Source organism: Thermohahella caldifontis (assembly GCF_041153465.1).
Classification (GTDB): domain Bacteria; phylum Pseudomonadota; class Gammaproteobacteria; order Pseudomonadales; family Oleiphilaceae; genus Thermohahella; species Thermohahella caldifontis.
This window is the reverse complement of sequence record NZ_CP154858.1, coordinates 1642693-1661743: the sequence shown is the minus strand read 5'-3', so window position 1 is coordinate 1661743 and position 19051 is coordinate 1642693. Positions and strand designations below refer to the sequence as shown.

Here is a 19051-nt window from a genome sequence, read left to right as displayed (position 1 = left end):
GAGGTGGGGGGCTTGTGTAGAATAAGCCCCCCATTTTTGCCTATCAAAAGCGCGAATTCTGCTCTTCTTTATAAACAAGCTTTTGATTTGTAAAGAATTAGATGAGAGACAAAATATGATGACAGGTCTGTATCATCCTGGTGAGTTCAAGGACAACTGCGGCTTCGGCCTGATCGCCCACATGGAAGGGCAAGCCAGCCATCGATTGTTGAAAACCGCTATTGAATCCCTCACGTGCATGACCCACCGGGGTGGTATCGCCGCCGACGGCAAAACGGGGGATGGATGTGGATTGCTCCTGCAGAAGCCGGATTCCTTCTTTCGCGCTGAGGCAAAACGCCTGTTTGGGAGAGAGCCTGCTGACACCTATGCCATTGGCATGATTTTCCTGAGCCGGGATGACGCCCGCCGCGAACGTGCCTGCAACGTGCTGGAGGATGTCATTCGGGCGCAGGGCCTGTCCGTCATGGGATGGCGGGATGTGCCGGTCAACGGTGACTGCCTGGGCACCATGGCGCGAGATTGCGAACCGGTCATCCGTCAGCTGTATGTGGAGGCGCCGGAGGGCATGGATGAGCATCGCTTCTCCGTGAGTCTCTACATTGCGCGCCGCAAGGCGGAGATCGAGTGTGCCGATGATGAAGATTTCTATGTCTGCAGCCTGTCGCACAAGGTGGTGTCCTACAAGGGCCTGATGATGCCCGTGGATTTGCCCAGCTACTACGAGGATTTGGGCAATCCAGCGATGGAAACGGCGATCTGCGTCTTCCATCAGCGGTTTTCCACCAATACCATGCCGCGCTGGCCGCTGGCGCAGCCATTCCGTTACCTGGCCCACAACGGAGAGATCAATACCATCGAGGGGAACCGCAACTGGGCGATGGCCCGGGCCAGCAAATTCCAGTCTGACATGCTGCCGGACCTGAGCAGCCTGCAACCGATCGTGAACCGGACAGGATCTGACTCCTCGTCGCTGGACAACATGCTGGAAGTGTTGCTGGCCGGTGGGGTGGATCTCTTCCGTGCAGTGCGGATGCTGGTGCCGCCGGCGTGGCAGAACGTGGACACCATGGATCCGGAACTGCGCGCTTTCTACGAGTACAACTCCATGCACATGGAGCCCTGGGATGGGCCGGCAGGCATTGTTCTGACGGACGGCCGCTACGCCGTGTGTTTCCTGGATCGTAACGGCCTGCGACCGTCTCGCTGGGTCATTACCAAAGATGGCTTCATCACCCTGGCGTCCGAAATCGGTACCTACAGTTATACCCCGGATGATGTGGTGGCCAAGGGGCGTGTCGGGCCGGGCCAGATTCTGGCCGTGGATACGGTGACGGGTGAAGTGCTGCATACCGAAGATGTGGACAATCGCCTCAAGTCCGCCAAGCCCTACAAGAAGTGGCTGCGAGAGAATGCCATGCGTCTGGAGACGCGGCTGGATCAGGCAGGCGGCGACTTCCGGCTGATGGATCCGGATACCCTCAAGACCTACATGAAAATGTTCATGGTCTCCTTCGAGGAGTGCGACCAGGTGCTTCGCCCGTTGGGCGAGAATGGCCAGGAAGCGGTGGGCTCCATGGGGGATGACACACCGACTGCAGTGTTGTCCGAGAAGGTCCGGAATGTGGCCGACTACTTCCGCCAGAAATTTGCGCAGGTGACCAACCCGCCCATCGACCCCCTCCGGGAAACGGTGGTCATGTCACTGGAAACCTGCCTGGGTGCAGAGCGCAACATCTTCGAGGAAACACCGGAGCATGCGCGCCGGATCATTCTGACAACACCGGTGCTCTCGCCCGCCAAGTTCGATCGTCTTCTGAACAACACCCATGATGAATTCCGGGTCAAGCGCATTCCGTTGTCGTTCCGCCCGGAGCGGGGGCTGAAGCAGGCCATCATTGATGTGGCAGACGCTGCGGAGCAGGCGGTGCGTGAAGGGTATGTGCTGCTGGTACTGAGTGACAACCATCTGAGTCAGGACGAACTGCCCATCAATGCCTTCATGGCCACGGGTGCCGTGCATCACCGTCTGGTCGAGAAAGGGCTGCGCTGTGACTCCAACATCATTGTCGAAACCGCTTGGGCGCGTGACCCGCATCATTTTGCGGTGCTCATCGGTTTCGGTGCCACAGCCGTTTACCCGTACCTGGCCTACCAGGTACTCAACGACCTGATCCGCAAGGGCGACATGCTCATGGATCCGGTGCAGGCGAAGAACAACTATCGCAAGGGTATCAACAAGGGGCTGCTCAAGATCCTCTCCAAGATGGGGATCTCCACCATTGCCTCCTATCGCGGTGCTCAACTGTTCGAGGCCGTGGGTCTGGCGGATGAGGTGGTCGACCTGTGCTTCAGGGGCGTTGCCAGCCGCATTCAGGGTGCCAACTTCTACGACTTCCAGAAGGATCAGGAATGGCTGGCGCGTCAGGCGTGGACGCCGCGCAAGCCGATTCTTCCCGGCGGCATACTGAAGTACATCCATGGCCAGGAATACCACGCCTTCAATCCGGATGTGGTGAAAACACTGCAGCATGCCACCACCACGGGTGATTACGGGGCCTATCAGGAGTTTGCGGCGCTGGTGAACAACCGGCCCGTCACGGCGCTGCGTGACCTGCTGTCTCTGAAGCTGGCAGACGAGCCGTTGCCGCTGGATGAGGTCGAGCCCGAAGAAGCCTTGTTCAAGCGTTTCGATACGGCGGCCATGTCCATCGGTGCACTGGGCCCCGAGGCTCACGAAGCGCTGGCCCAGGCCATGAACGAGCTGGGCGGTCGCTCCAACTCCGGTGAGGGCGGGGAAGACCCGGCCCGGTACGGTACCGTCAAGCAATCCAAGATCAAGCAGGTGGCATCCGGGCGCTTTGGGGTGACACCGCACTACCTGACCAACGCCGAGGTGCTGCAGATCAAGATTGCCCAGGGCGCCAAGCCCGGTGAGGGCGGTCAGCTGCCCGGCGGCAAGGTGAACAAGCTCATTGCGACGCTGCGTTTTTCCGTGCCCGGTGTGACGCTGATTTCACCGCCGCCGCACCACGATATCTATTCCATCGAGGATCTGGCACAGCTCATCTTTGACCTCAAGCAGGTCAACCCGGATGCGCTGGTCTCCGTAAAGCTGGTCTCCGAGCCGGGGGTAGGTACCATCGCTGCGGGTGTGGCCAAGGCCTATGCGGATCTCATTACCATCTCCGGCTACGATGGCGGGACCGGCGCAAGTCCGCTGACCTCCATCCGCTATGCGGGTTCCCCCTGGGAGCTGGGCCTGTCTGAAGCACATCAGGCCCTGCGCGCCAACGATTTGCGTGGCTTCGTGCGCTTGCAGACGGACGGTGGTCTCAAGACCGGTCTGGATGTGGTGAAGGCCGCCATGCTGGGGGCCGAGAGCTTTGGCTTCGGTACGGTGCCCATGGTGGTGCTCGGGTGCAAGTACCTGCGCATCTGTCACCTGAACAACTGTGCGACCGGTATTGCCACCCAGAACGAGGAACTGCGCGCCAAGCACTTCCGTGGTACCGTCGATGCGGTGAAGAACTATTTCCGCTTCGTGGCACGTGAAACCCGCGAGTGGATGGCCCGGCTGGGTGTCCGCACGCTGGAGGAACTGGTGGGACGCACTGACCTGCTGGATGTGCTGCCGGGCAAGACCGAGCGTCACAAGCGCCTCGATCTGACGCCGCTGCTGCGCAATGATGCCATTCCGGCAGAGAAGCCCCATACCTGTCAGGTGGCACGTAACGTGCCCTTTGACAAGGGTGTCCTGGCGGAGAAGATGGTCAGTGAGGTACTGCCGGCCATTGAGTCCCGCTCGGGCGGAGAGTTCCGTTTCCGCGTCACCAACTGCGACCGCTCCATCGGTGCGCGCATATCCGGTGAAATTGCCAAACGGTATGGCAATCAGGGGATGGCGGACACGCCCATTGTCCTGCATCTGGAAGGGACGGCTGGCCAGTCCTTCGGTGTCTGGAACGCCGGGGGGCTGCACATGATTCTCACCGGGGATGCCAACGACTACGTGGGCAAGGGCATGACCGGAGGCAAGCTGGTCGTGCGCCCGCCCGAGAACAGCGCCTTCGAGAGCCAGGATACGGCCATTGTGGGTAACACCTGTCTCTACGGTGCCACCGGTGGCAAGCTCTTTGCCGCAGGTACGGCCGGCGAGCGCTTCGCGGTTCGCAACTCCGGTGCCTTTGCGGTGGTGGAAGGTGCAGGGGATCACTGCTGCGAATACATGACGGGCGGCGTGGTCACCGTACTCGGACGGACGGGTTACAACTTCGGTGCGGGCATGACCGGGGGATTTGCTTTCGTCCTCGATCTCGATCACCGTTTCGTTGACCGGTACAACCACGAGCTGGTGGAAATTCATCGCATCACCACCGAGGCGATGGAGGGCTACCGCAATTACCTCAGGGAAGTCATTGCCGAGCATGTCGCAGAAACCGGCAGCCTGTGGGCCGCGGGCATTCTCGACAACTTCGATGATTATGTTGCGCGTTTCTGGCTGGTGAAGCCCAAGGCAGCTAGCCTGGGCGATCTGCTCAACAGCACACGGGCGCGGCCCGAGTAACGGGTGAACCGGCAAACGGATACGAGGTAGAACGACATGACAAAACGTCTGAACAATACTTTCCAGTTTCTGGATGTAGAGCGCCGCGACCCGAAAAAGATTCCGCTCGAGAAGCGCAAGATCGAGTTCGTGGAGATCTATGAACCCTACGAGCCGCCCGAGGTGGCCGAGCAGGCGCATCGCTGCCTGGAATGCGGGAATCCCTACTGCGAGTGGAAGTGCCCGGTGCACAACTACATTCCGAACTGGCTCAAGCTGGCCGCGGAAGGGAACATTCTCGAGGCGGTGGAGCTGTGCCATCAGACCAACTCCCTGCCGGAAGTCTGCGGCCGGGTGTGTCCCCAGGACCGGCTTTGTGAAGGCTCCTGCACCCTCAATGACGGTTTCGGTGCGGTCACCATCGGCGCGGTGGAGAAATATATCACCGACAAGGCGTTCGAAATGGGCTGGAAGCCCGACATGTCCAAGGTCGTCAGGACCGACAAGCGGGTGGCAGTGATCGGCGCCGGCCCGGCCGGTCTGGCCTGTGCGGACATTCTGGTGCGCAATGGTGTCACGCCGGTGGTCTTCGACCGCAATCCGGAAATCGGCGGCCTGCTCACCTTCGGTATCCCCGAGTTCAAGCTCGACAAGGCGGTCATCCGTCGCCGCCGCGAGATTTTCGAGTACATGGGCGTGGAGTTCCGTCTCAACACCGAGGTCGGCAGGGATGTGACCATCGACCAGCTGCTGGACGAGTATGATGCCGTCTTCATGGGCATGGGCACCTACACCTACATGAAGGGCGGATTCCCGGGCGAGGATCTGCCGGGCGTTTACGAAGCCCTGCCGTTCCTGGTCTCCAACGTCAAGCGCAACCTGGGCCTGCTGGAAGAAGGCGAGACCTTCATTGACATGAAGGGCAAGCGGGTTGTTGTGCTGGGCGGTGGTGACACGGCGATGGACTGTAACCGGACGTCCATCCGGCAGGGTGCGACCCGGGTCGTCTGTGCCTATCGTCGGGACGAGGCCAACATGCCGGGCTCCCGCCGCGAGGTGGCCAATGCACGTGAAGAGGGCGTGGAGTTCATGTTCAACGTACAGCCGGTAGCCATCGTTGGCGAGGATCACGTGGAAGGCGTGAAACTGGTGCGTACCGAACTGGGCGAGCCGGATGAAAACGGCCGCCGCAGACCCCAGGTCGTGCCGGGCAGTGAAGAGGTTGTTGAATGTGACGCGGTGCTGATCGCTTTCGGTTTCCGTCCTTCTCCGGCCCCCTGGATGCAGGAGCTCGGCATCGAGCTGGATGAAAGTGGCCGTGTGGTGGCACCGGAAGATCAGACCTATCCCTATCAGACCACCAATCCCAAGATCTTTGCGGGTGGTGACATGGTGCGGGGTTCGGATCTGGTCGTCACGGCCATTGCGGAAGGCCGCAAGGCAGCAGAGGGTATTCTCGACTTCCTTGGCGTCTGAGCTGCCCGAGGTCAAGACGTTGCCCCGGGGCATGGTATATCCTACCATGCCCTTTTTATTTGGAACCAAGTGAGATGGCTATGGCTGAACTGAAGAATGATCGCTTTTTGCGCGCCCTGCTGCGGCAGCCGGTGGACCGGACTCCCGTTTGGATGATGCGTCAGGCCGGGCGTTACCTGCCGGAATACCGGGCCACCCGTGAGCGTGCAGGCAGCTTCATGGATCTGTGCAGGAATGCGGAGCTGGCCTGTGAAGTGACCCTGCAGCCGCTGGAGCGCTTTGATCTGGATGCCGCCATCCTGTTTTCGGACATTCTCACCATTCCCGATGCCATGGGGCTCGGGCTCTATTTCGAGGCCGGCGAGGGGCCGCGGTTCCACAAGGCAGTGCGGAGCGAGGCGGATGTGGTCAATCTCCCCGTACCGGATGCCGAGCGGGATCTGGATTATGTCATGAATGCGGTGCGTACCATCCGTCGTGCGCTGAATGGCCGGGTGCCGCTGATAGGTTTCTCCGGCAGTCCCTGGACGTTGGCAACCTACATGGTGGAAGGCGGCAGCAGCCGTGATTTTGCAGCCTGCAAGACACTGATGTTCACACAGCCGGAAGTCATGCATGCCCTGCTGGACAAACTGGCCACGGCGGTCACCGATTATCTCAACGCCCAGATTCGTGCCGGAGCTCAGGCCGTCCAGATCTTCGACACCTGGGGCGGTGCGCTGGCCTGGGATGACTATCAGGTCTTTTCCCTGGCATACATGAAGAAGATTGTGAACGGTCTGATTCGTGAGCATGACGGACGCAGGGTTCCGGTCATCCTGTTTACCAAGAACGGGGGGCAGTGGCTCGAAAGCATTGCGGACAGCGGCTGTGATGCCGTGGGACTGGACTGGACCACGGACATCGGTCAGGCGCGTCAGCGTGTGGGCAGTCGTGTGGCGTTGCAGGGCAACCTGGATCCGGCTGTTTTGCGGGCCTCGCCCGAAGTGATCCGCAGCAAGGTGGCCAGTATTCTGGAGCGTTATGGCCAGGGCAGCGGACATGTGTTCAATCTGGGGCACGGCATTACGCCGGATATTGACCCCGCTCATGCCGCGGCCATGATTGATGCGGTCCATGAGCTCAGCGAGCCGTACCACCGGGAGCACTGATGGCCAAACCCAGGACCCGCTTCGTCTGCACCCAGTGTGGTGCGGACTATCCGCGCTGGCAGGGTCAGTGCGGTGCCTGTGGTGAGTGGAACACCGTCACCGAATTCCGTGAGTCGCGTGTCCCGGCCTCCCGGCCGTCGGGACCGGCATCGGGTTATGCCGGCGAGCGTTCCGAAGTGCGCACGCTGGCCGAGGTGGATGTTTCCGATGTGCCACGGATTTCCACCGGAATGGGCGAGCTGGACCGTGTGCTGGGCGGTGGTATCGTTCCCGGCTCCGTGGTTCTGCTGGGTGGCCATCCGGGGGCGGGCAAAAGTACGCTTCTGCTGATGACACTGGCCGGGCTGGCGCAGCGCTATCCGGTGCTCTATGTGACCGGTGAGGAATCTCTGCAGCAGGTCGCCCTGCGCGCCCGGCGTCTGGGATTGCCGGTGGATGCGCTCAAGGTCATGAGCGAAACGGATGTGGAGCGCATTCTGGTCACGGCACAGGCCGAGCAACCCCGCATTCTGGTCATCGACAGCATTCAGGTGATGTTCAACCCGGCCATTCAGTCGGCCCCCGGAAGCGTCAGTCAGGTTCGGGAAGCGGCTGCGGCACTGACCCGTTTTGCCAAGCAGACGGGGACGGCCTTGCTGATCGTCGGCCACGTCACCAAGGATGGCTCTCTGGCCGGTCCCAAGGTTCTGGAGCACATCATCGACGCTTTGCTCATGCTCGAAGGCGGCGCGGATTCCCGTTACCGAACCCTGCGCGCCCAGAAAAACCGCTTTGGGGCGGTCAACGAGCTGGGGGTGTTTGCCATGATGGATTCGGGCCTGAAGGAAGTGCGCAATCCCAGTGCCATCTTTCTGAACCGGGATGAGAATCCGGCGCCGGGCAGTGTGGTGACGGTGCTCTGGGAAGGCACGCGGCCGCTGCTGGTGGAAATTCAGGCGCTGGTGGATCAGGCCATCGGCAGCGCGCCACGGCGTCTGGCGGTGGGACAGGACCCCCAGCGACTGGCCATGCTTCTGGCGGTCATGCACCGCCATGGCGGACTGCACTGCGGTGATCAGGATGTGTATCTGAACGTGGTCGGCGGCGTCAAGGTGACGGAAACCAGTGCGGATCTGGCCGGACTGCTTGCGGTTGCCTCCAGTTTCAAGTCGCGGGTCGTGCCCCGGGACTGGGTCGTGTTCGGAGAGGTGGGGCTTTCCGGCGAGGTGCGCCCGGTTCAGAATGGTCAGGAAAGGGTGCTCGAGGCGGCCAAGCATGGCTTCCGCCATGCCATCATACCCAAGGGGAACCGTGTGCGGCAGTTGCCCGAGGGCGTGCGGGTGACGCCTGTGGAGAGGCTTTCCGAAGCGCTCGAGCTTATCTGAGCAGAGCGCCGAATTCCCGGTCCAGCAGATCGGTGTCCCCCAGGTTCAGTTCCACCAGCCTGCGCAGTGCGGCCACGCTGTCCAGATCAATGTGATCGCAGCGGTAACCCAACCGGTCTTCCTCCTGATGGACGCGGCTGACCTCCATGCAGATGCGTGTCTGGTCATCCAGGGGCAGCGTCAGCGTTGCGGCTTCCGGCGCAAAACCTTCCGGGGCGGCAATGAGCACGCCTTTCAGACAGATATCTATCAGCGTGACTTCCGCGAACGTTCCGTCCGGCTTTTCCAGCCGGGCGGGCGCGTCAAAGGGAATGCGGCTGAACTGGCGGCGATTTTCGGGCATGATCTTCTCCTGTCTGCTGTGTTCAGGATAGACAATCCCGTGGGGAAATGCACGGCCGGCAGAAGGCTGCCGGCCTCAGGCATCAGGCCAGTTTGCGGTATTTCATTCGTGTCGGGTTGAGGGCATCCTCGCCCTTGCGGCGGACGAGATCCGCGTTGTAGTCACTGAAGTTGCCTTCAAACCACACCACTTCACTGTCTCCCTCGAAGGCCAGAATGTGGGTGGCGATGCGGTCGAGGAACCAGCGGTCGTGGGAGATGACCATGGCGCAGCCGGGGAAGGCCAGCAGAGCCTCTTCCAGCGCCCGCAGCGTTTCAACGTCGAGGTCATTGGTGGGTTCGTCCAGCAGCAGCACGTTGCCCCCCTGGCGCAGCAGCTTGGCCAGATAGACCCGGTTGCGCTCACCGCCGGACAGCTCGGCAATCCGCTTCTGCTGGTCGGAGCCGCGGAAGTTGAAGCGCGAAACATAGGACCGGGAGGGCGTCGACCAGCCGTTGATGTCCATGATGTCCTGGCCTTCGCTGATTTCTTCCCAGACGGTCTTGCTGTCATCCAGCTCGCGCATCTGGCCCACGTAGGACAGTTTCACCGTCTCGCCGATGCGAACCTTGCCCGCATCCGGCTGCTCCTTGCCGGCAATCAGCTTGAACAGCGTGGACTTGCCGGCGCCGTTGCCACCGATGATGCCGACGATGCTGCCCGGCGGCACCTGGAAGCTAAGATCCTGGAATAGCACCTTGTCACCAAAGCGCTTGGTCAGGCCTTCAGCCTCAATGACCAGATCGCCCAGACGCGGGCCGGGCGGAATGTAGATCTCGTTGGTCTCGTTGCGCTTCTGGAATTCCCTGGAGTTCAGTTCGTCAAAGCGGGCCAGGCGGGCCTTGCTCTTGGCGTGGCGCCCCTTCGGATTGCTGCGCACCCACTCCAGTTCGGCCTTGATGGTCTTCTGGCGGGCCGCTTCCTGACGCGCTTCCTGCTCCAGACGCTTTTCCTTGGCTTCCAGCCACTGGGTGTAGTTGCCTTCGAACGGGATGCCATGGCCCCGGTCCAGCTCGAGAATCCAGCCCGCCACATTGTCCAGGAAGTAGCGGTCGTGGGTGATGGCCACCACGGTGCCCTCGTAGTCTTTCAGGAAACGCTCCAGCCAATGCACGCTCTCCGCGTCAAGATGGTTGGTGGGCTCGTCCAGCAGCAGCATGTCCGGTTTGGAAAGCAGCAGCTTGCAGAGCGCCACGCGGCGCTTTTCTCCACCCGACAGCACCTTCACCGGCGTGTCCCAGGGCGGCAGGCGCAGGGCTTCTGCCGCCACGTCCAGGGTGCGGTCCAGATTGTGCCCGTCTGCAGCCTGCACAATGGCCTCAAGGCGGGCCTGCTCGGCCGCCAGGGCATCGAAGTCCGCGTCCGGTTCGGCATAGGCGGCATAGACTTCGTCCAGCCGTTTCAGGGCATCCTTCACTTCCGACAGGGCGCCTTCCACGTTCTCGCGGACGGTCTTGTCCTCGTCCAGTTGCGGCTCCTGAGGCAGATAGCCGATACGGATGCCTGGCTGGGGGCGGGCTTCACCGTTGATCTCCGTATCCACACCGGCCATGATGCGCAGCAGTGTGGACTTGCCCGCACCGTTGAGACCGAGCACGCCGATCTTGGCGCCCGGGAAGAAGGACAGCGAAATGTCCTTGAGAATTTCGCGTTTCGGGGGACGACCTTGCCCACCCGGTTCATGGTAAACACATACTGGGCCATTTGCTGGAATCCTCGGGGAAAAAAGAAATGAATGAACTGGCCGATAAAGTAGCCCAAAGGACGGTGCGAGGCAACCGGCAGGCACACCAGCAGGCACACGGGACCCCCTGATGTGGCGCAGGATCCGGCAGCCCTGTACCGCGAACACGCTTTCACCAAAAGACGGGTGCGGTCGCGGGTGTTTTTCAGTAAAATGGTCGCTCCTCACCGCCGGGACAACTGGTCGGCACCCCATTACGCAATAACAGAGGCTACCGATGTTTGACAAAGACTTGACGATCGCATCTTTTGATCCGGAACTGTGGGACGCAATGGAAGGCGAACGCCGCCGTCAGGAAGAGCATATCGAGCTGATCGCGTCTGAAAATTACACCAGCCCTCTCGTAATGGCTGCGCAGGGTTCGGTGCTGACCAACAAGTATGCGGAAGGCTATCCCGGCAAGCGTTACTACGGCGGTTGCGAGTACGTGGACAAGGTCGAACAGCTGGCCATCGACCGGGCCAAGGCACTGTTCGGGGCCGACTACGCCAACGTTCAGCCCCACTCCGGCTCCCAGGCCAACGCGGCGGTCTACATGGCCCTCTGCCAGCCGGGTGATGTGGTGCTGGGCATGAGTCTGGCCCATGGTGGTCACCTGACGCACGGTGCCCCGGTCAGCTTCTCAGGCCGGATCTACAAGGCTGTCCAGTATGGCCTGAATCCGGAAACCGGCGAGATCGATTATGAGGAAGTGGCCCGTCTGGCACGCGAACACAAGCCCCGCATGATCGTGGCCGGCTTTTCCGCCTACTCCCGCATCGTGGACTGGCAGCGTTTCCGCGACATCGCCGACGAGGTGGGCGCCTACCTGATGGTGGACATGGCGCACATTGCCGGTCTCGTGGCGGCGGGTGTCTATCCGAGTCCGGTAAGGATTGCGGATGTGACCACGACCACCACCCACAAGACACTGGGTGGTCCCCGTGGCGGCCTGATTCTGGCGAAAGCCAACGAAGAGCTGGAGAAGAAGCTCAACTTTGCGGTCTTCCCGGAAAGCCAGGGCGGCCCGCTGATGCACGTGATCGCCGCCAAGGCGGTGTGCTTCAAGGAAGCCATGAGCGATGAATTCAAGGCCTACCAGAAGCAGGTGGTGGCCAATGCCCGGGCGATGGTGGAGGTCTTCCTGGAGCGCGGTTACGACATTGTTTCCGGCGGCACCGACGATCACCTTTTCCTCGTGGACCTGATCCGGCGCGACATTACGGGCAAGGATGCGGACGCGGCACTGGGCCGGGCCAACATTACCGTCAACAAGAACGCGGTGCCCAACGATCCCCGGTCTCCGTTCGTGACCAGTGGTCTGCGCATCGGTACGCCCGCCATCACCCGGCGTGGCATGAAGGAAGCCGAAGCCCGTGAACTGACCGGCTGGATCTGTGATGTGCTGGATGACATCAGCAACGAGCAGACCATCGAAACGGTACGCGGAAAGGTGCTGGAACTCTGCAAGCGCTTCCCCGTGTACGGCAACTGAGGCGGATTCATGCATTGCCCCTTTTGTGGCGCAGCGGATACCAAGGTGATTGACTCCCGTCTGGTGGCGGGAGGCAACCAGGTGCGCCGGCGCCGCGAATGCACCACCTGTGCCGAACGCTTCACCACCTATGAGGCGGCCGAGCTGGTCATGCCCCGCGTGGTCAAGCAGGACGGTACCCGCGTCCCGTTTGATGAAGACAAGCTGCGCAACGGCATGATGAAAGCGCTGGAAAAGCGGCCGGTCAGCACGGAAGCCATCGAGGCTGCCGTGGATCGCATCAAGTACCGGTTGCGTGCCACAGGGGAGCGGGAAGTGTCCTCGCGCCAGATTGGTGAAGAGGTCATGGAGGAACTGCGCGAACTGGATCAGGTCGCCTACGTGCGCTTTGCGTCCGTGTATCGCAGTTTCCAGGATCTGGATGAATTCCGTCAGGAAATTGACCGGCTCTCGGCCGCCAAGACCACACAGCATGAGTAACCCCCAAGAGGATGCCCGCTGGATGAGCCGGGCCATCCAACTGGCCAGACAGGGACTGTATTCCACCCATCCCAATCCGCGTGTCGGTTGTGTGCTGGTGCGTGACGGCGAAGTCGTGGGGGAGGGCGCCCACCTCAGGGCGGGCGGCCCCCATGCGGAAGTGGTCGCACTGCAGGCCGCCGGTGAGCGGGCAAGGGGGGCAACGGCCTATGTCACGCTGGAGCCCTGCAGCCATCATGGCCGTACTCCTCCCTGTGCAGATGCACTGATCCGCGCCGGCGTGACGCGTGTGGTGGCCGCCATGGTTGATCCCAATCCCCGGGTATCGGGGCGTGGTCTGAAAAGATTGCAGCAAGCGGGGATCGAAACGACTTCCGGCGTTCTGGAAACGGATGCCGCGGCGCTCAATCCGGGTTTCATTCACCGCATGCGCCATGGCACCCCGTGGGTGCGGGTCAAGCTCGCTGCCAGCCTGGATGGCCGGACGGCCATGGCCAGTGGCGAATCCCGGTGGATTACAGGGGCTGCTGCCCGTCGGGATGTTCAGAAGCTGCGGGCCCGTTCATCGGCCATCATCACGGGTATCGAAACGGTACTTGCCGATGACTGTCAGCTCACTGTCAGGGATGCGGAACTGATCGGACGCCGGGGAGAACAGCCTCTGCGGGTGGTGCTCGACAGCCGGCTGCGCATGCCGGAACAGGCCGCGCTGCTCAGGGCAGAAGGGCCGGTCTGGATTGTCTGTACGCCGGCTGCCATTTCCGCGAATGCTGCCAGGGCTGCGGCGCTGTCCCGACGTGCCGGGACACGGCTGGTCAGTCTGGAGCCGGGCGCTGACGGGCGCCTGCCACTGGACACGATACTTGAAGCGCTGGGTGCAGCGGAAATCAATGAAGTGCTGGTCGAGGCCGGCGCCACACTGGCGGGTGCCTTTGTGGCTGCCCGTCGGGTACATGAGCTATGGTGGTATCAGGCCCCTCTTCTGATGGGCGAGAAAGCGCGTTCTGCACTGTGCCTGCCCGGACTGGAACGGCTGGCAGATGCGCCGCGCTGGCATATCCGCGATGCCCGGCCGGTGGGAGAGGACTGGCGCTGGATACTGGAGGCAGCCGAATGTTCACCGGACTGATCGAAACGACCGGAACCCTGCTGCGGGCCGTGCCGCGCAGTGGCGATCTTGTGGTGAGTGTCCGCACTCCCGAAGGCTTCATGGATGATGTGGCACTGGGAGACTCCATTGCCGTGAACGGCATCTGCCTGACGGCCACGGTGCTGAGACCGGATGGCTTTGATGCGGATGTCTCCAATGAAACACGTGCGCATACGCTGGTGGACAGCTGGCGGCCGGGGCGGCCGGTCAATCTGGAGAAGGCACTGACCCTGTCGACCCGTCTGGGCGGCCATCTGGTGACCGGACACGTGGATGGCGTGGGCACGGTGCGCCGGCGCGAGCGGGATTCCCGCGCCCTGCGCCTCCGGGTGGCGGCTCCGGCCGAACTCCACCCCTATCTGGCACCCAGAGGATCCGTCTGCGTGGATGGCGTCAGTCTGACGCTGAACAGTTTCGATAACGGAGAGTTCGGCCTGACCATTGTGCCCCATACGGCGGACCGGACCACACTCTGCCGGCTGAACACCGGTGACCGCGTGCACATCGAAGTGGATATCGTGGCGCGCTACCTGAAACATCTGATGCACTACGCACACCGGGAAGACACCGCGTCTGCGCCCGGTGTAACCCTTGAAGCGCTGGTGGCGGCCGGGTTTGGTCGTCCAGGATCCTGAGAGAGGTAAAACATGGCGCTGAACACCATTGAAGAACTCATAGAGGATATCCGTCAGGGCAAGATGGTGATCCTGATGGATGACGAGGACCGCGAGAACGAGGGCGACCTGATCATGGCCGCCGAGCTTGTGCGTCCGGAAGATATCAATTTCATGGCCAAGTATGCGCGGGGCCTGATCTGCCTGACCCTGACCAGGGAGCGCTGCGAACAGCTGGGGCTGCCGCTCATGGTGAGCCGCAACGGCGCCGCGCACCAGACCAACTTCACTGTATCCATTGAAGCGGCAGAAGGTGTGACCACCGGCATCTCCGCGGCCGACCGGGCGCGAACGGTTCAGGTTGCCGTCAGCCGCAATGCCAAGCCCTCGGATATCGTGATGCCCGGACACATCTTTCCGCTCATGGCACAGCCGGGCGGTGTGCTGAGCCGTGCGGGCCATACGGAAGCGGGTTGTGATCTGACGCGGCTGGCGGGACTTGAGCCGGCCGCGGTCATTGTCGAGATCATGAATGAGGACGGGACCATGGCGCGCCGTCCCGATCTGGAGGCGTTTGCCAAAACACACGGCCTCAAGATCGGCACCATAGCCGACCTGATTCACTACCGCACGCTCAATGAGCAGACTGTGGAAAAGGTCAGCGAGGAATCGCTGCAGACGGAACACGGGACCTTTACCCTGACCCGCTTCCGCGACACGATCAATGGCGGCCTGCATCTCGCACTGCATACCGGCAACCTGACGCCTGACGAGCCGGTACTCGTGCGGGTGCACTTTGCGGATGTCCTGCGGGATCTGCTCGGGGCCATCCGGCCCGATTCCGGCAGTTGGCCCATCCAGCATGCCCTGGCGCGGATTGCCGAAGAGGGTCGGGGGGTGCTGGTGCTGCTGGATGCGGAACAGGGGGCGGTGGATCTGGATGATCAGCTCGACCGTTATTTCAACAAGAGCCGCAAGCCGCAGGTGGGAGGCGCCAAATCCGGTGCCTACACGACCATCGGAACCGGCTCCCAGATACTGCGTGCCCTGAATGTGGGCAAGATGATTGTCATGGGATCCCCGATGCGTTTCGGTGCCATCTCGGGCTTCGACCTCGAAATTGTGGATTATCTGCCTTACCACGGCCCCAATCAGGCGGGTGAGCAGAATGAAAGTGGAGAGAACTGATGAGTGTACAGGTATTTGAAGGCGATTTTCTGGCGGGTGCGCAAGGCCGTTATGCCCTGGTCGTCGGACGCTTCAACGAGTTTGTCGTGGGCAGCCTGCAGGAGGGTGCACTGGATGCCCTGCGCCGCCATGGCGTGGCGGAGGACCGGATCAGCGTGTTCCGTGTGCCGGGTGCCTTCGAGATTCCGGTGTTGGTCAAGCGTCTGGCGGAAAGCGGCAAGTACGACGCCATCATTGCGCTGGGTGCCGTCATCCGTGGAGGCACGCCCCATTTCGAATATGTCGCCGGCGAGTGTGCCAAGGGCCTGGGTCAGGTTGCGCTGTCAACCGGCGTGCCGGTATCCTTTGGCGTCCTGACGGTGGACACCATTGAGCAGGCCATAGAGCGAGCCGGCACCAAGGCCGGGAACAAGGGGGCCGAGGCCGCCATGTCTGCCTATGAAATGGTCAGCCTGATCAAGACAGCGGGGGTTTGAGTGAGCACAACCGATCAGTCCGGCGGCACGCCACGCAAGGCTTCTCCGGTGGAGCTCAGGCGACGCGCACGCCGCTACTGCCTGCAGGCCCTGTATCAGTGGCACATGGCCCGGACGGCGCCCTACGAGATTGAGGCCCAGTTTCTGTCCGACGAAGACATGGAGCGCTTTGACCGGCCCTATTTCAGCGAGATCTTTCGCGGCGTCACGGACACCGTCGGTGAGCTGGACGAGGCCATCAAACCCTGTGTGGACCGGCCACTGAAGGAACTGGATCCCATCGAGCACGCGGTGTGTCGCATGGGGGCCTGGGAACTGCGCAACCGGCCGGACATCCCCTACCGGGTGGTCATCAACGAAGCCGTGGAACTTGCCAAGGCTTTCGGCGGCACGGACGGTCACAAGTTTGTCAACCGGGTGCTGGATCGTCTGGCTTCCACGGTTCGGGCCACGGAAGTCGCGGCACGAAACCAGACCCGGCGCTGATTCATGGGAGAGTTTGACCTGATCCGACGGTATTTTTCGTTTCATGAAGAGCCGTCGGAGGGGGTGGAATTCAGCGTCGGCGATGACTGTGCGGCGCTGAGCCCCGTGTCCTGTCCGCTGCTGCTGTCCACGGATACCCTGGTCGAAGGGACACACTTTCCGGCGGATGCGCCGGCCGACTGGATTGCCGAGCGTGCGGTTCGGGTCACCGCCAGTGATCTGGCCGCCATGGGTGCGCGCCCCGTCGCCGCCACGCTTGGCCTGACGCTTCCCCGGGAGCGAGCAACAGACCCCTGGTTGCGGCCCTTCTCGGAAGGGCTTCGCCGGGGGCTTGAGCTGCATGGCCTGCGCTTGATTGGCGGCGATACCACCCGGGGGCCGCTGGTACTGACCCTGACCGTCATGGGCACGGCCGCGAAACCGCTCCGGCGACATGGCGTTCGCCCCGGGCAGCGGATCGGCGTGACGGGAGATCTTGGCGGGGCCCGGGCAGCGCTGGCGCACCCGGACCTGACCCGCTCACGGACGGACACGGTACTGCGCCGTTACTGGCAGCCCGGCAACCGGATTGCCGCAGGCCAGGTACTTGCCGAACATGCCGCGTCGGCCATCGACGTATCCGATGGTTTGCTGGCGGACCTCGGGCACATCCTGCAGGCTTCCGGGGTTGGCGCCAGGCTTGACAGCAGCGCGGTTCCCGTGTGCCCGGACCTGCCGGAAAGAGAGGGGCTGGCATGGGCGCTCACCGGCGGTGACGACTATGAACTCTGTTTCACCTGTGAACCGGAAGCCTGTGGTGCCATCGAAGAGGCGCTGAAGCGCCTGCAGGTGCCGGTGTCCTGGATTGGCCGGGTCATCGGGCCTGCGGGACTCTTTCTGGATGATGAGTGCGTTTCCGGCGAATTGAAAAAGGGGTATGACCATTTTGGCTGACATGCGACCTGACTGGCGGCAAGTGATCCGCGATCCCTGGCAACTGCTGGGCACAGGACTGCTCTCCGGGCTTGCGCCGCGGGCGCCGGGTACCTTCGGCTCCCTGGCGGGATTGCTGGTCTGGATCCTGTGGCTGGAGGGATTGTCCCTGCCTGTTCAGGTTGCGGTCATCGTGGCGGCGTCGGTCATGGGCATCCGGATCTGCGGGGAAACGTCGCGTCGTTGGGGAGTGCATGACCACGGGGCCATTGTCTGGGATGAATGGGTGGGGCAGTGGATTGCCTGTCTCGTGCTTCCGGCATGGGGAGGCTGGGAGTGGTTGTGGGCCTTTGCCGGCTTCCGGCTGTTCGATATCCTCAAGCCCTGGCCCATCAGCTGGCTGGACCGTCATGTTCATGGTGGACTGGGCATCATGCTGGATGACGTGCTGGCAGGCGCATGCGTGCTGGCGCTGTCTTTTGCCGCGCTGCTGTACGGGTTCTGAAGCCGGAAGGGTTCAGCTCTGCATGGAAGCCAGCTTCCGGGCAATCCGGATGTAGGCCTTCAGACCTTCCTGAGCGCGTTCACGGGAAGAAAAGGGGCCGATCTCCACGCCCTCACGCGTCGTGAAGTGCCACTTCCCGGCGACGCAGAAAAAACGGTCGCTGCGGAAGGGCACAGGCCCCTCTTCACCTTCTCGGTTCATGTACGGCGACTGCATTCTGGGATTCCTTGTGCCTGACTGATTTGAAGTTGGCACATCCTGCATGGAAATTCAACACTTTTTTACATTTCCATGGCCGCCGGAAATCGTCCCCGGGAGGCTTGAAAGTGAGCGGGGGGGCGTGGACAATGCGGGTCTTGCACAGTAATGAGGAGCAGCGACATGAAGGTTATCAGGGCCCTGGGCATCTTGGGCATGCTTTGGACGATGGTCTGGCTGGGCGGCTGCACCGCGCCGGGGACCATCAAAACCTGGGAAGGGCCGGATCGCAGCGCATCCGAAACGGGCATCTTTGTCGCGCCGCCCGATATCAAGGTGGTGGCCATAGACGGCGTCAAGCAGGGGGAGTACCTGCTGGATGCGCTGACGCTGCGTTATCAGCTGCTCCCCGGGAAGCGGGTTGTCGTGTTCCGGTATTCCGGGCTCTTTGCCAATCCGGCGGCCACGTCCGACGCCGAAAGCAAGGCGCTGGTCATTGAATCGCCGGATCAGGTGGCTGTGCTGGACGTCAGGCCGGGCGTCACCTATCAGGTGGAGTTCCGTCATCCGGACACCCTCAATGAGGCCCGCGCCCTGGTGGCAAACTTTTCTGCCGAGGTCGTGGACAGCAACGGTGGCCGGTACGCCGTCCAGCCCTGGGAGGGTTCGGTTTACGCCCGGCGTGCCAAGGCGATGGAAGAGGGCAAGACCGGTGCCGGGTTTGCGGATAGCCCGCTGGTGGCGGGAAACTGTGTACCGGCGGCCGACGCGGGTGCCGAGTCCGAAGTCTCCGGCAGCGGTCTGACCGAGGGCGTATCGCGGCTGGATGCGCTCAAGGAAGTCTGGAAACAGGCCTCTCCTGCCGAGAAGAAGGCCTTCCTGCGCTGGGCCTTCAAGTAGCTTGA

Annotated in this window: 16 protein-coding genes and 1 pseudogene; 14 read left to right on the top strand and 3 right to left on the bottom strand. The window is 62.1% G+C overall.

Annotated elements, in window-relative coordinates; genetic code table 11:
* Positions 1–115: 115 nt before the first annotated feature.
* The 4 genes from gltB to radA all read left to right on the top strand — a co-directional run bounded on the left by gltB (position 116) and on the right by radA (position 8537).
* A complete protein-coding gene (gene gltB, locus AAIA72_RS08130) occupies positions 116–4567 on the top strand; it encodes a glutamate synthase large subunit (RefSeq protein WP_369602899.1) in 4452 nt (1483 codons plus the stop codon).
* Between the two features lie 36 nt (positions 4568–4603).
* Positions 4604–6022: an FAD-dependent oxidoreductase gene (locus AAIA72_RS08125; protein ID WP_369602898.1), complete on the top strand. Its 1419-nt coding sequence runs from the start codon at positions 4604–4606 to the stop codon at positions 6020–6022.
* An 80-nt stretch (positions 6023–6102) separates the two neighbouring features.
* Entirely contained in the window at positions 6103–7173 is a 1071-nt protein-coding gene (gene hemE, locus AAIA72_RS08120) for a uroporphyrinogen decarboxylase (RefSeq protein WP_369602897.1), read from the top strand.
* Positions 7173–8537, top strand: coding sequence for a DNA repair protein RadA (radA, locus tag AAIA72_RS08115; protein WP_369602896.1), 1365 nt, complete (start codon positions 7173–7175; stop codon positions 8535–8537). The genes hemE and radA overlap by 1 nt, the downstream gene beginning before the upstream one ends.
* Here radA and AAIA72_RS08110 read toward each other — a convergent pair.
* Positions 8530–8880, bottom strand: coding sequence for a PilZ domain-containing protein (locus tag AAIA72_RS08110; protein WP_369602895.1), 351 nt, complete (start codon positions 8878–8880; stop codon positions 8530–8532). The genes radA and AAIA72_RS08110 overlap by 8 nt on opposite strands.
* Positions 8881–8962: 82 nt before the next feature.
* Positions 8963–10623, bottom strand: a pseudogene (ettA, locus tag AAIA72_RS08105) (energy-dependent translational throttle protein EttA).
* A 257-nt stretch (positions 10624–10880) separates the two neighbouring features.
* On the opposite strand from ettA, the gene glyA reads away from it, so the two are divergent.
* From glyA to AAIA72_RS08060, 9 genes are read left to right on the top strand one after another with little or no spacing between them, the layout of a single operon-like run.
* Positions 10881–12137, top strand: a complete 1257-nt coding sequence (gene glyA / locus AAIA72_RS08100) for a serine hydroxymethyltransferase (protein WP_369602894.1) — start codon at positions 10881–10883, stop codon at positions 12135–12137.
* A 9-nt stretch (positions 12138–12146) separates the two neighbouring features.
* A complete protein-coding gene (gene nrdR / locus AAIA72_RS08095; RefSeq protein WP_369602893.1) occupies positions 12147–12617 on the top strand; it encodes a transcriptional regulator NrdR in 471 nt (156 codons plus the stop codon).
* The gene (gene ribD / locus AAIA72_RS08090; RefSeq protein ID WP_369602892.1) at positions 12610–13746 is read left to right on the top strand and encodes a bifunctional diaminohydroxyphosphoribosylaminopyrimidine deaminase/5-amino-6-(5-phosphoribosylamino)uracil reductase RibD; all 1137 of its coding nucleotides are present in this window, start codon (positions 12610–12612) and stop codon (positions 13744–13746) included. Before nrdR ends, ribD begins: the two co-directional genes overlap by 8 nt.
* Positions 13731–14402: a riboflavin synthase gene (locus AAIA72_RS08085; RefSeq protein WP_369602891.1), complete on the top strand. Its 672-nt coding sequence runs from the start codon at positions 13731–13733 to the stop codon at positions 14400–14402. The genes ribD and AAIA72_RS08085 overlap by 16 nt, the downstream gene beginning before the upstream one ends.
* Before the next feature lie 12 nt (positions 14403–14414).
* Positions 14415–15569: a bifunctional 3,4-dihydroxy-2-butanone-4-phosphate synthase/GTP cyclohydrolase II gene (gene ribBA, locus AAIA72_RS08080; RefSeq protein ID WP_369602890.1), complete on the top strand. Its 1155-nt coding sequence runs from the start codon at positions 14415–14417 to the stop codon at positions 15567–15569.
* Positions 15569–16045: a 6,7-dimethyl-8-ribityllumazine synthase gene (ribE, locus tag AAIA72_RS08075; protein ID WP_369602889.1), complete on the top strand. Its 477-nt coding sequence runs from the start codon at positions 15569–15571 to the stop codon at positions 16043–16045. The genes ribBA and ribE overlap by 1 nt, the downstream gene beginning before the upstream one ends.
* Complete coding sequence (nusB, locus tag AAIA72_RS08070) at positions 16046–16531, top strand: transcription antitermination factor NusB (RefSeq protein ID WP_369602888.1); 486 nt, start codon at positions 16046–16048, stop codon at positions 16529–16531.
* Between the two features lie 3 nt (positions 16532–16534).
* Positions 16535–17464 (top strand): thiamine-phosphate kinase, encoded by a 930-nt coding sequence (thiL, locus tag AAIA72_RS08065; RefSeq protein WP_369602887.1) that lies wholly within the window; start codon positions 16535–16537, stop codon positions 17462–17464.
* Positions 17448–17948: a phosphatidylglycerophosphatase A gene (locus AAIA72_RS08060; protein ID WP_369602886.1), complete on the top strand. Its 501-nt coding sequence runs from the start codon at positions 17448–17450 to the stop codon at positions 17946–17948. The genes thiL and AAIA72_RS08060 overlap by 17 nt, the downstream gene beginning before the upstream one ends.
* A 12-nt stretch (positions 17949–17960) precedes the next feature.
* On the opposite strand, the gene AAIA72_RS08055 is transcribed toward AAIA72_RS08060, so the two are convergent.
* Positions 17961–18164, bottom strand: coding sequence for a DUF6316 family protein (locus AAIA72_RS08055; RefSeq protein ID WP_369602885.1), 204 nt, complete (start codon positions 18162–18164; stop codon positions 17961–17963).
* A gap of 165 nt (positions 18165–18329) precedes the next feature.
* Here AAIA72_RS08055 and AAIA72_RS08050 point away from each other — a divergent pair, with 165 nt between their 5' ends.
* Positions 18330–19046, top strand: a complete 717-nt coding sequence (locus AAIA72_RS08050; RefSeq protein WP_369602884.1) for a DUF2057 family protein — start codon at positions 18330–18332, stop codon at positions 19044–19046.
* Positions 19047–19051: the final 5 nt, after the last annotated feature.

What these genes read in the sequence shown, in the direction of transcription:
- ribE (WP_369602889.1), top strand. Translation starts at nt 15,569, where the DNA reads ATGAGTGTACAGGTATTTGAAGGCGATTTTCTGGCGGGTGCGCAAGGC.
- radA (WP_369602896.1), top strand. Translation starts at nt 7,173, where the DNA reads ATGGCCAAACCCAGGACCCGCTTCGTCTGCACCCAGTGTGGTGCGGAC.
- AAIA72_RS08085 (WP_369602891.1), top strand. Translation starts at nt 13,731, where the DNA reads ATGTTCACCGGACTGATCGAAACGACCGGAACCCTGCTGCGGGCCGTG.
- AAIA72_RS08055 (WP_369602885.1), bottom strand. Translation starts at nt 18,164, where the DNA reads ATGCAGTCGCCGTACATGAACCGAGAAGGTGAAGAGGGGCCTGTGCCC.
- AAIA72_RS08050 (WP_369602884.1), top strand. Translation starts at nt 18,330, where the DNA reads ATGAAGGTTATCAGGGCCCTGGGCATCTTGGGCATGCTTTGGACGATG.
- ribBA (WP_369602890.1), top strand. Translation starts at nt 14,415, where the DNA reads ATGGCGCTGAACACCATTGAAGAACTCATAGAGGATATCCGTCAGGGC.
- gltB (WP_369602899.1), top strand. Translation starts at nt 116, where the DNA reads ATGATGACAGGTCTGTATCATCCTGGTGAGTTCAAGGACAACTGCGGC.
- thiL (WP_369602887.1), top strand. Translation starts at nt 16,535, where the DNA reads ATGGGAGAGTTTGACCTGATCCGACGGTATTTTTCGTTTCATGAAGAG.
- glyA (WP_369602894.1), top strand. Translation starts at nt 10,881, where the DNA reads ATGTTTGACAAAGACTTGACGATCGCATCTTTTGATCCGGAACTGTGG.
- ribD (WP_369602892.1), top strand. Translation starts at nt 12,610, where the DNA reads ATGAGTAACCCCCAAGAGGATGCCCGCTGGATGAGCCGGGCCATCCAA.
- nrdR (WP_369602893.1), top strand. Translation starts at nt 12,147, where the DNA reads ATGCATTGCCCCTTTTGTGGCGCAGCGGATACCAAGGTGATTGACTCC.
- AAIA72_RS08110 (WP_369602895.1), bottom strand. Translation starts at nt 8,880, where the DNA reads ATGCCCGAAAATCGCCGCCAGTTCAGCCGCATTCCCTTTGACGCGCCC.
- AAIA72_RS08060 (WP_369602886.1), top strand. Translation starts at nt 17,448, where the DNA reads ATGACCATTTTGGCTGACATGCGACCTGACTGGCGGCAAGTGATCCGC.
- hemE (WP_369602897.1), top strand. Translation starts at nt 6,103, where the DNA reads ATGGCTGAACTGAAGAATGATCGCTTTTTGCGCGCCCTGCTGCGGCAG.
- AAIA72_RS08125 (WP_369602898.1), top strand. Translation starts at nt 4,604, where the DNA reads ATGACAAAACGTCTGAACAATACTTTCCAGTTTCTGGATGTAGAGCGC.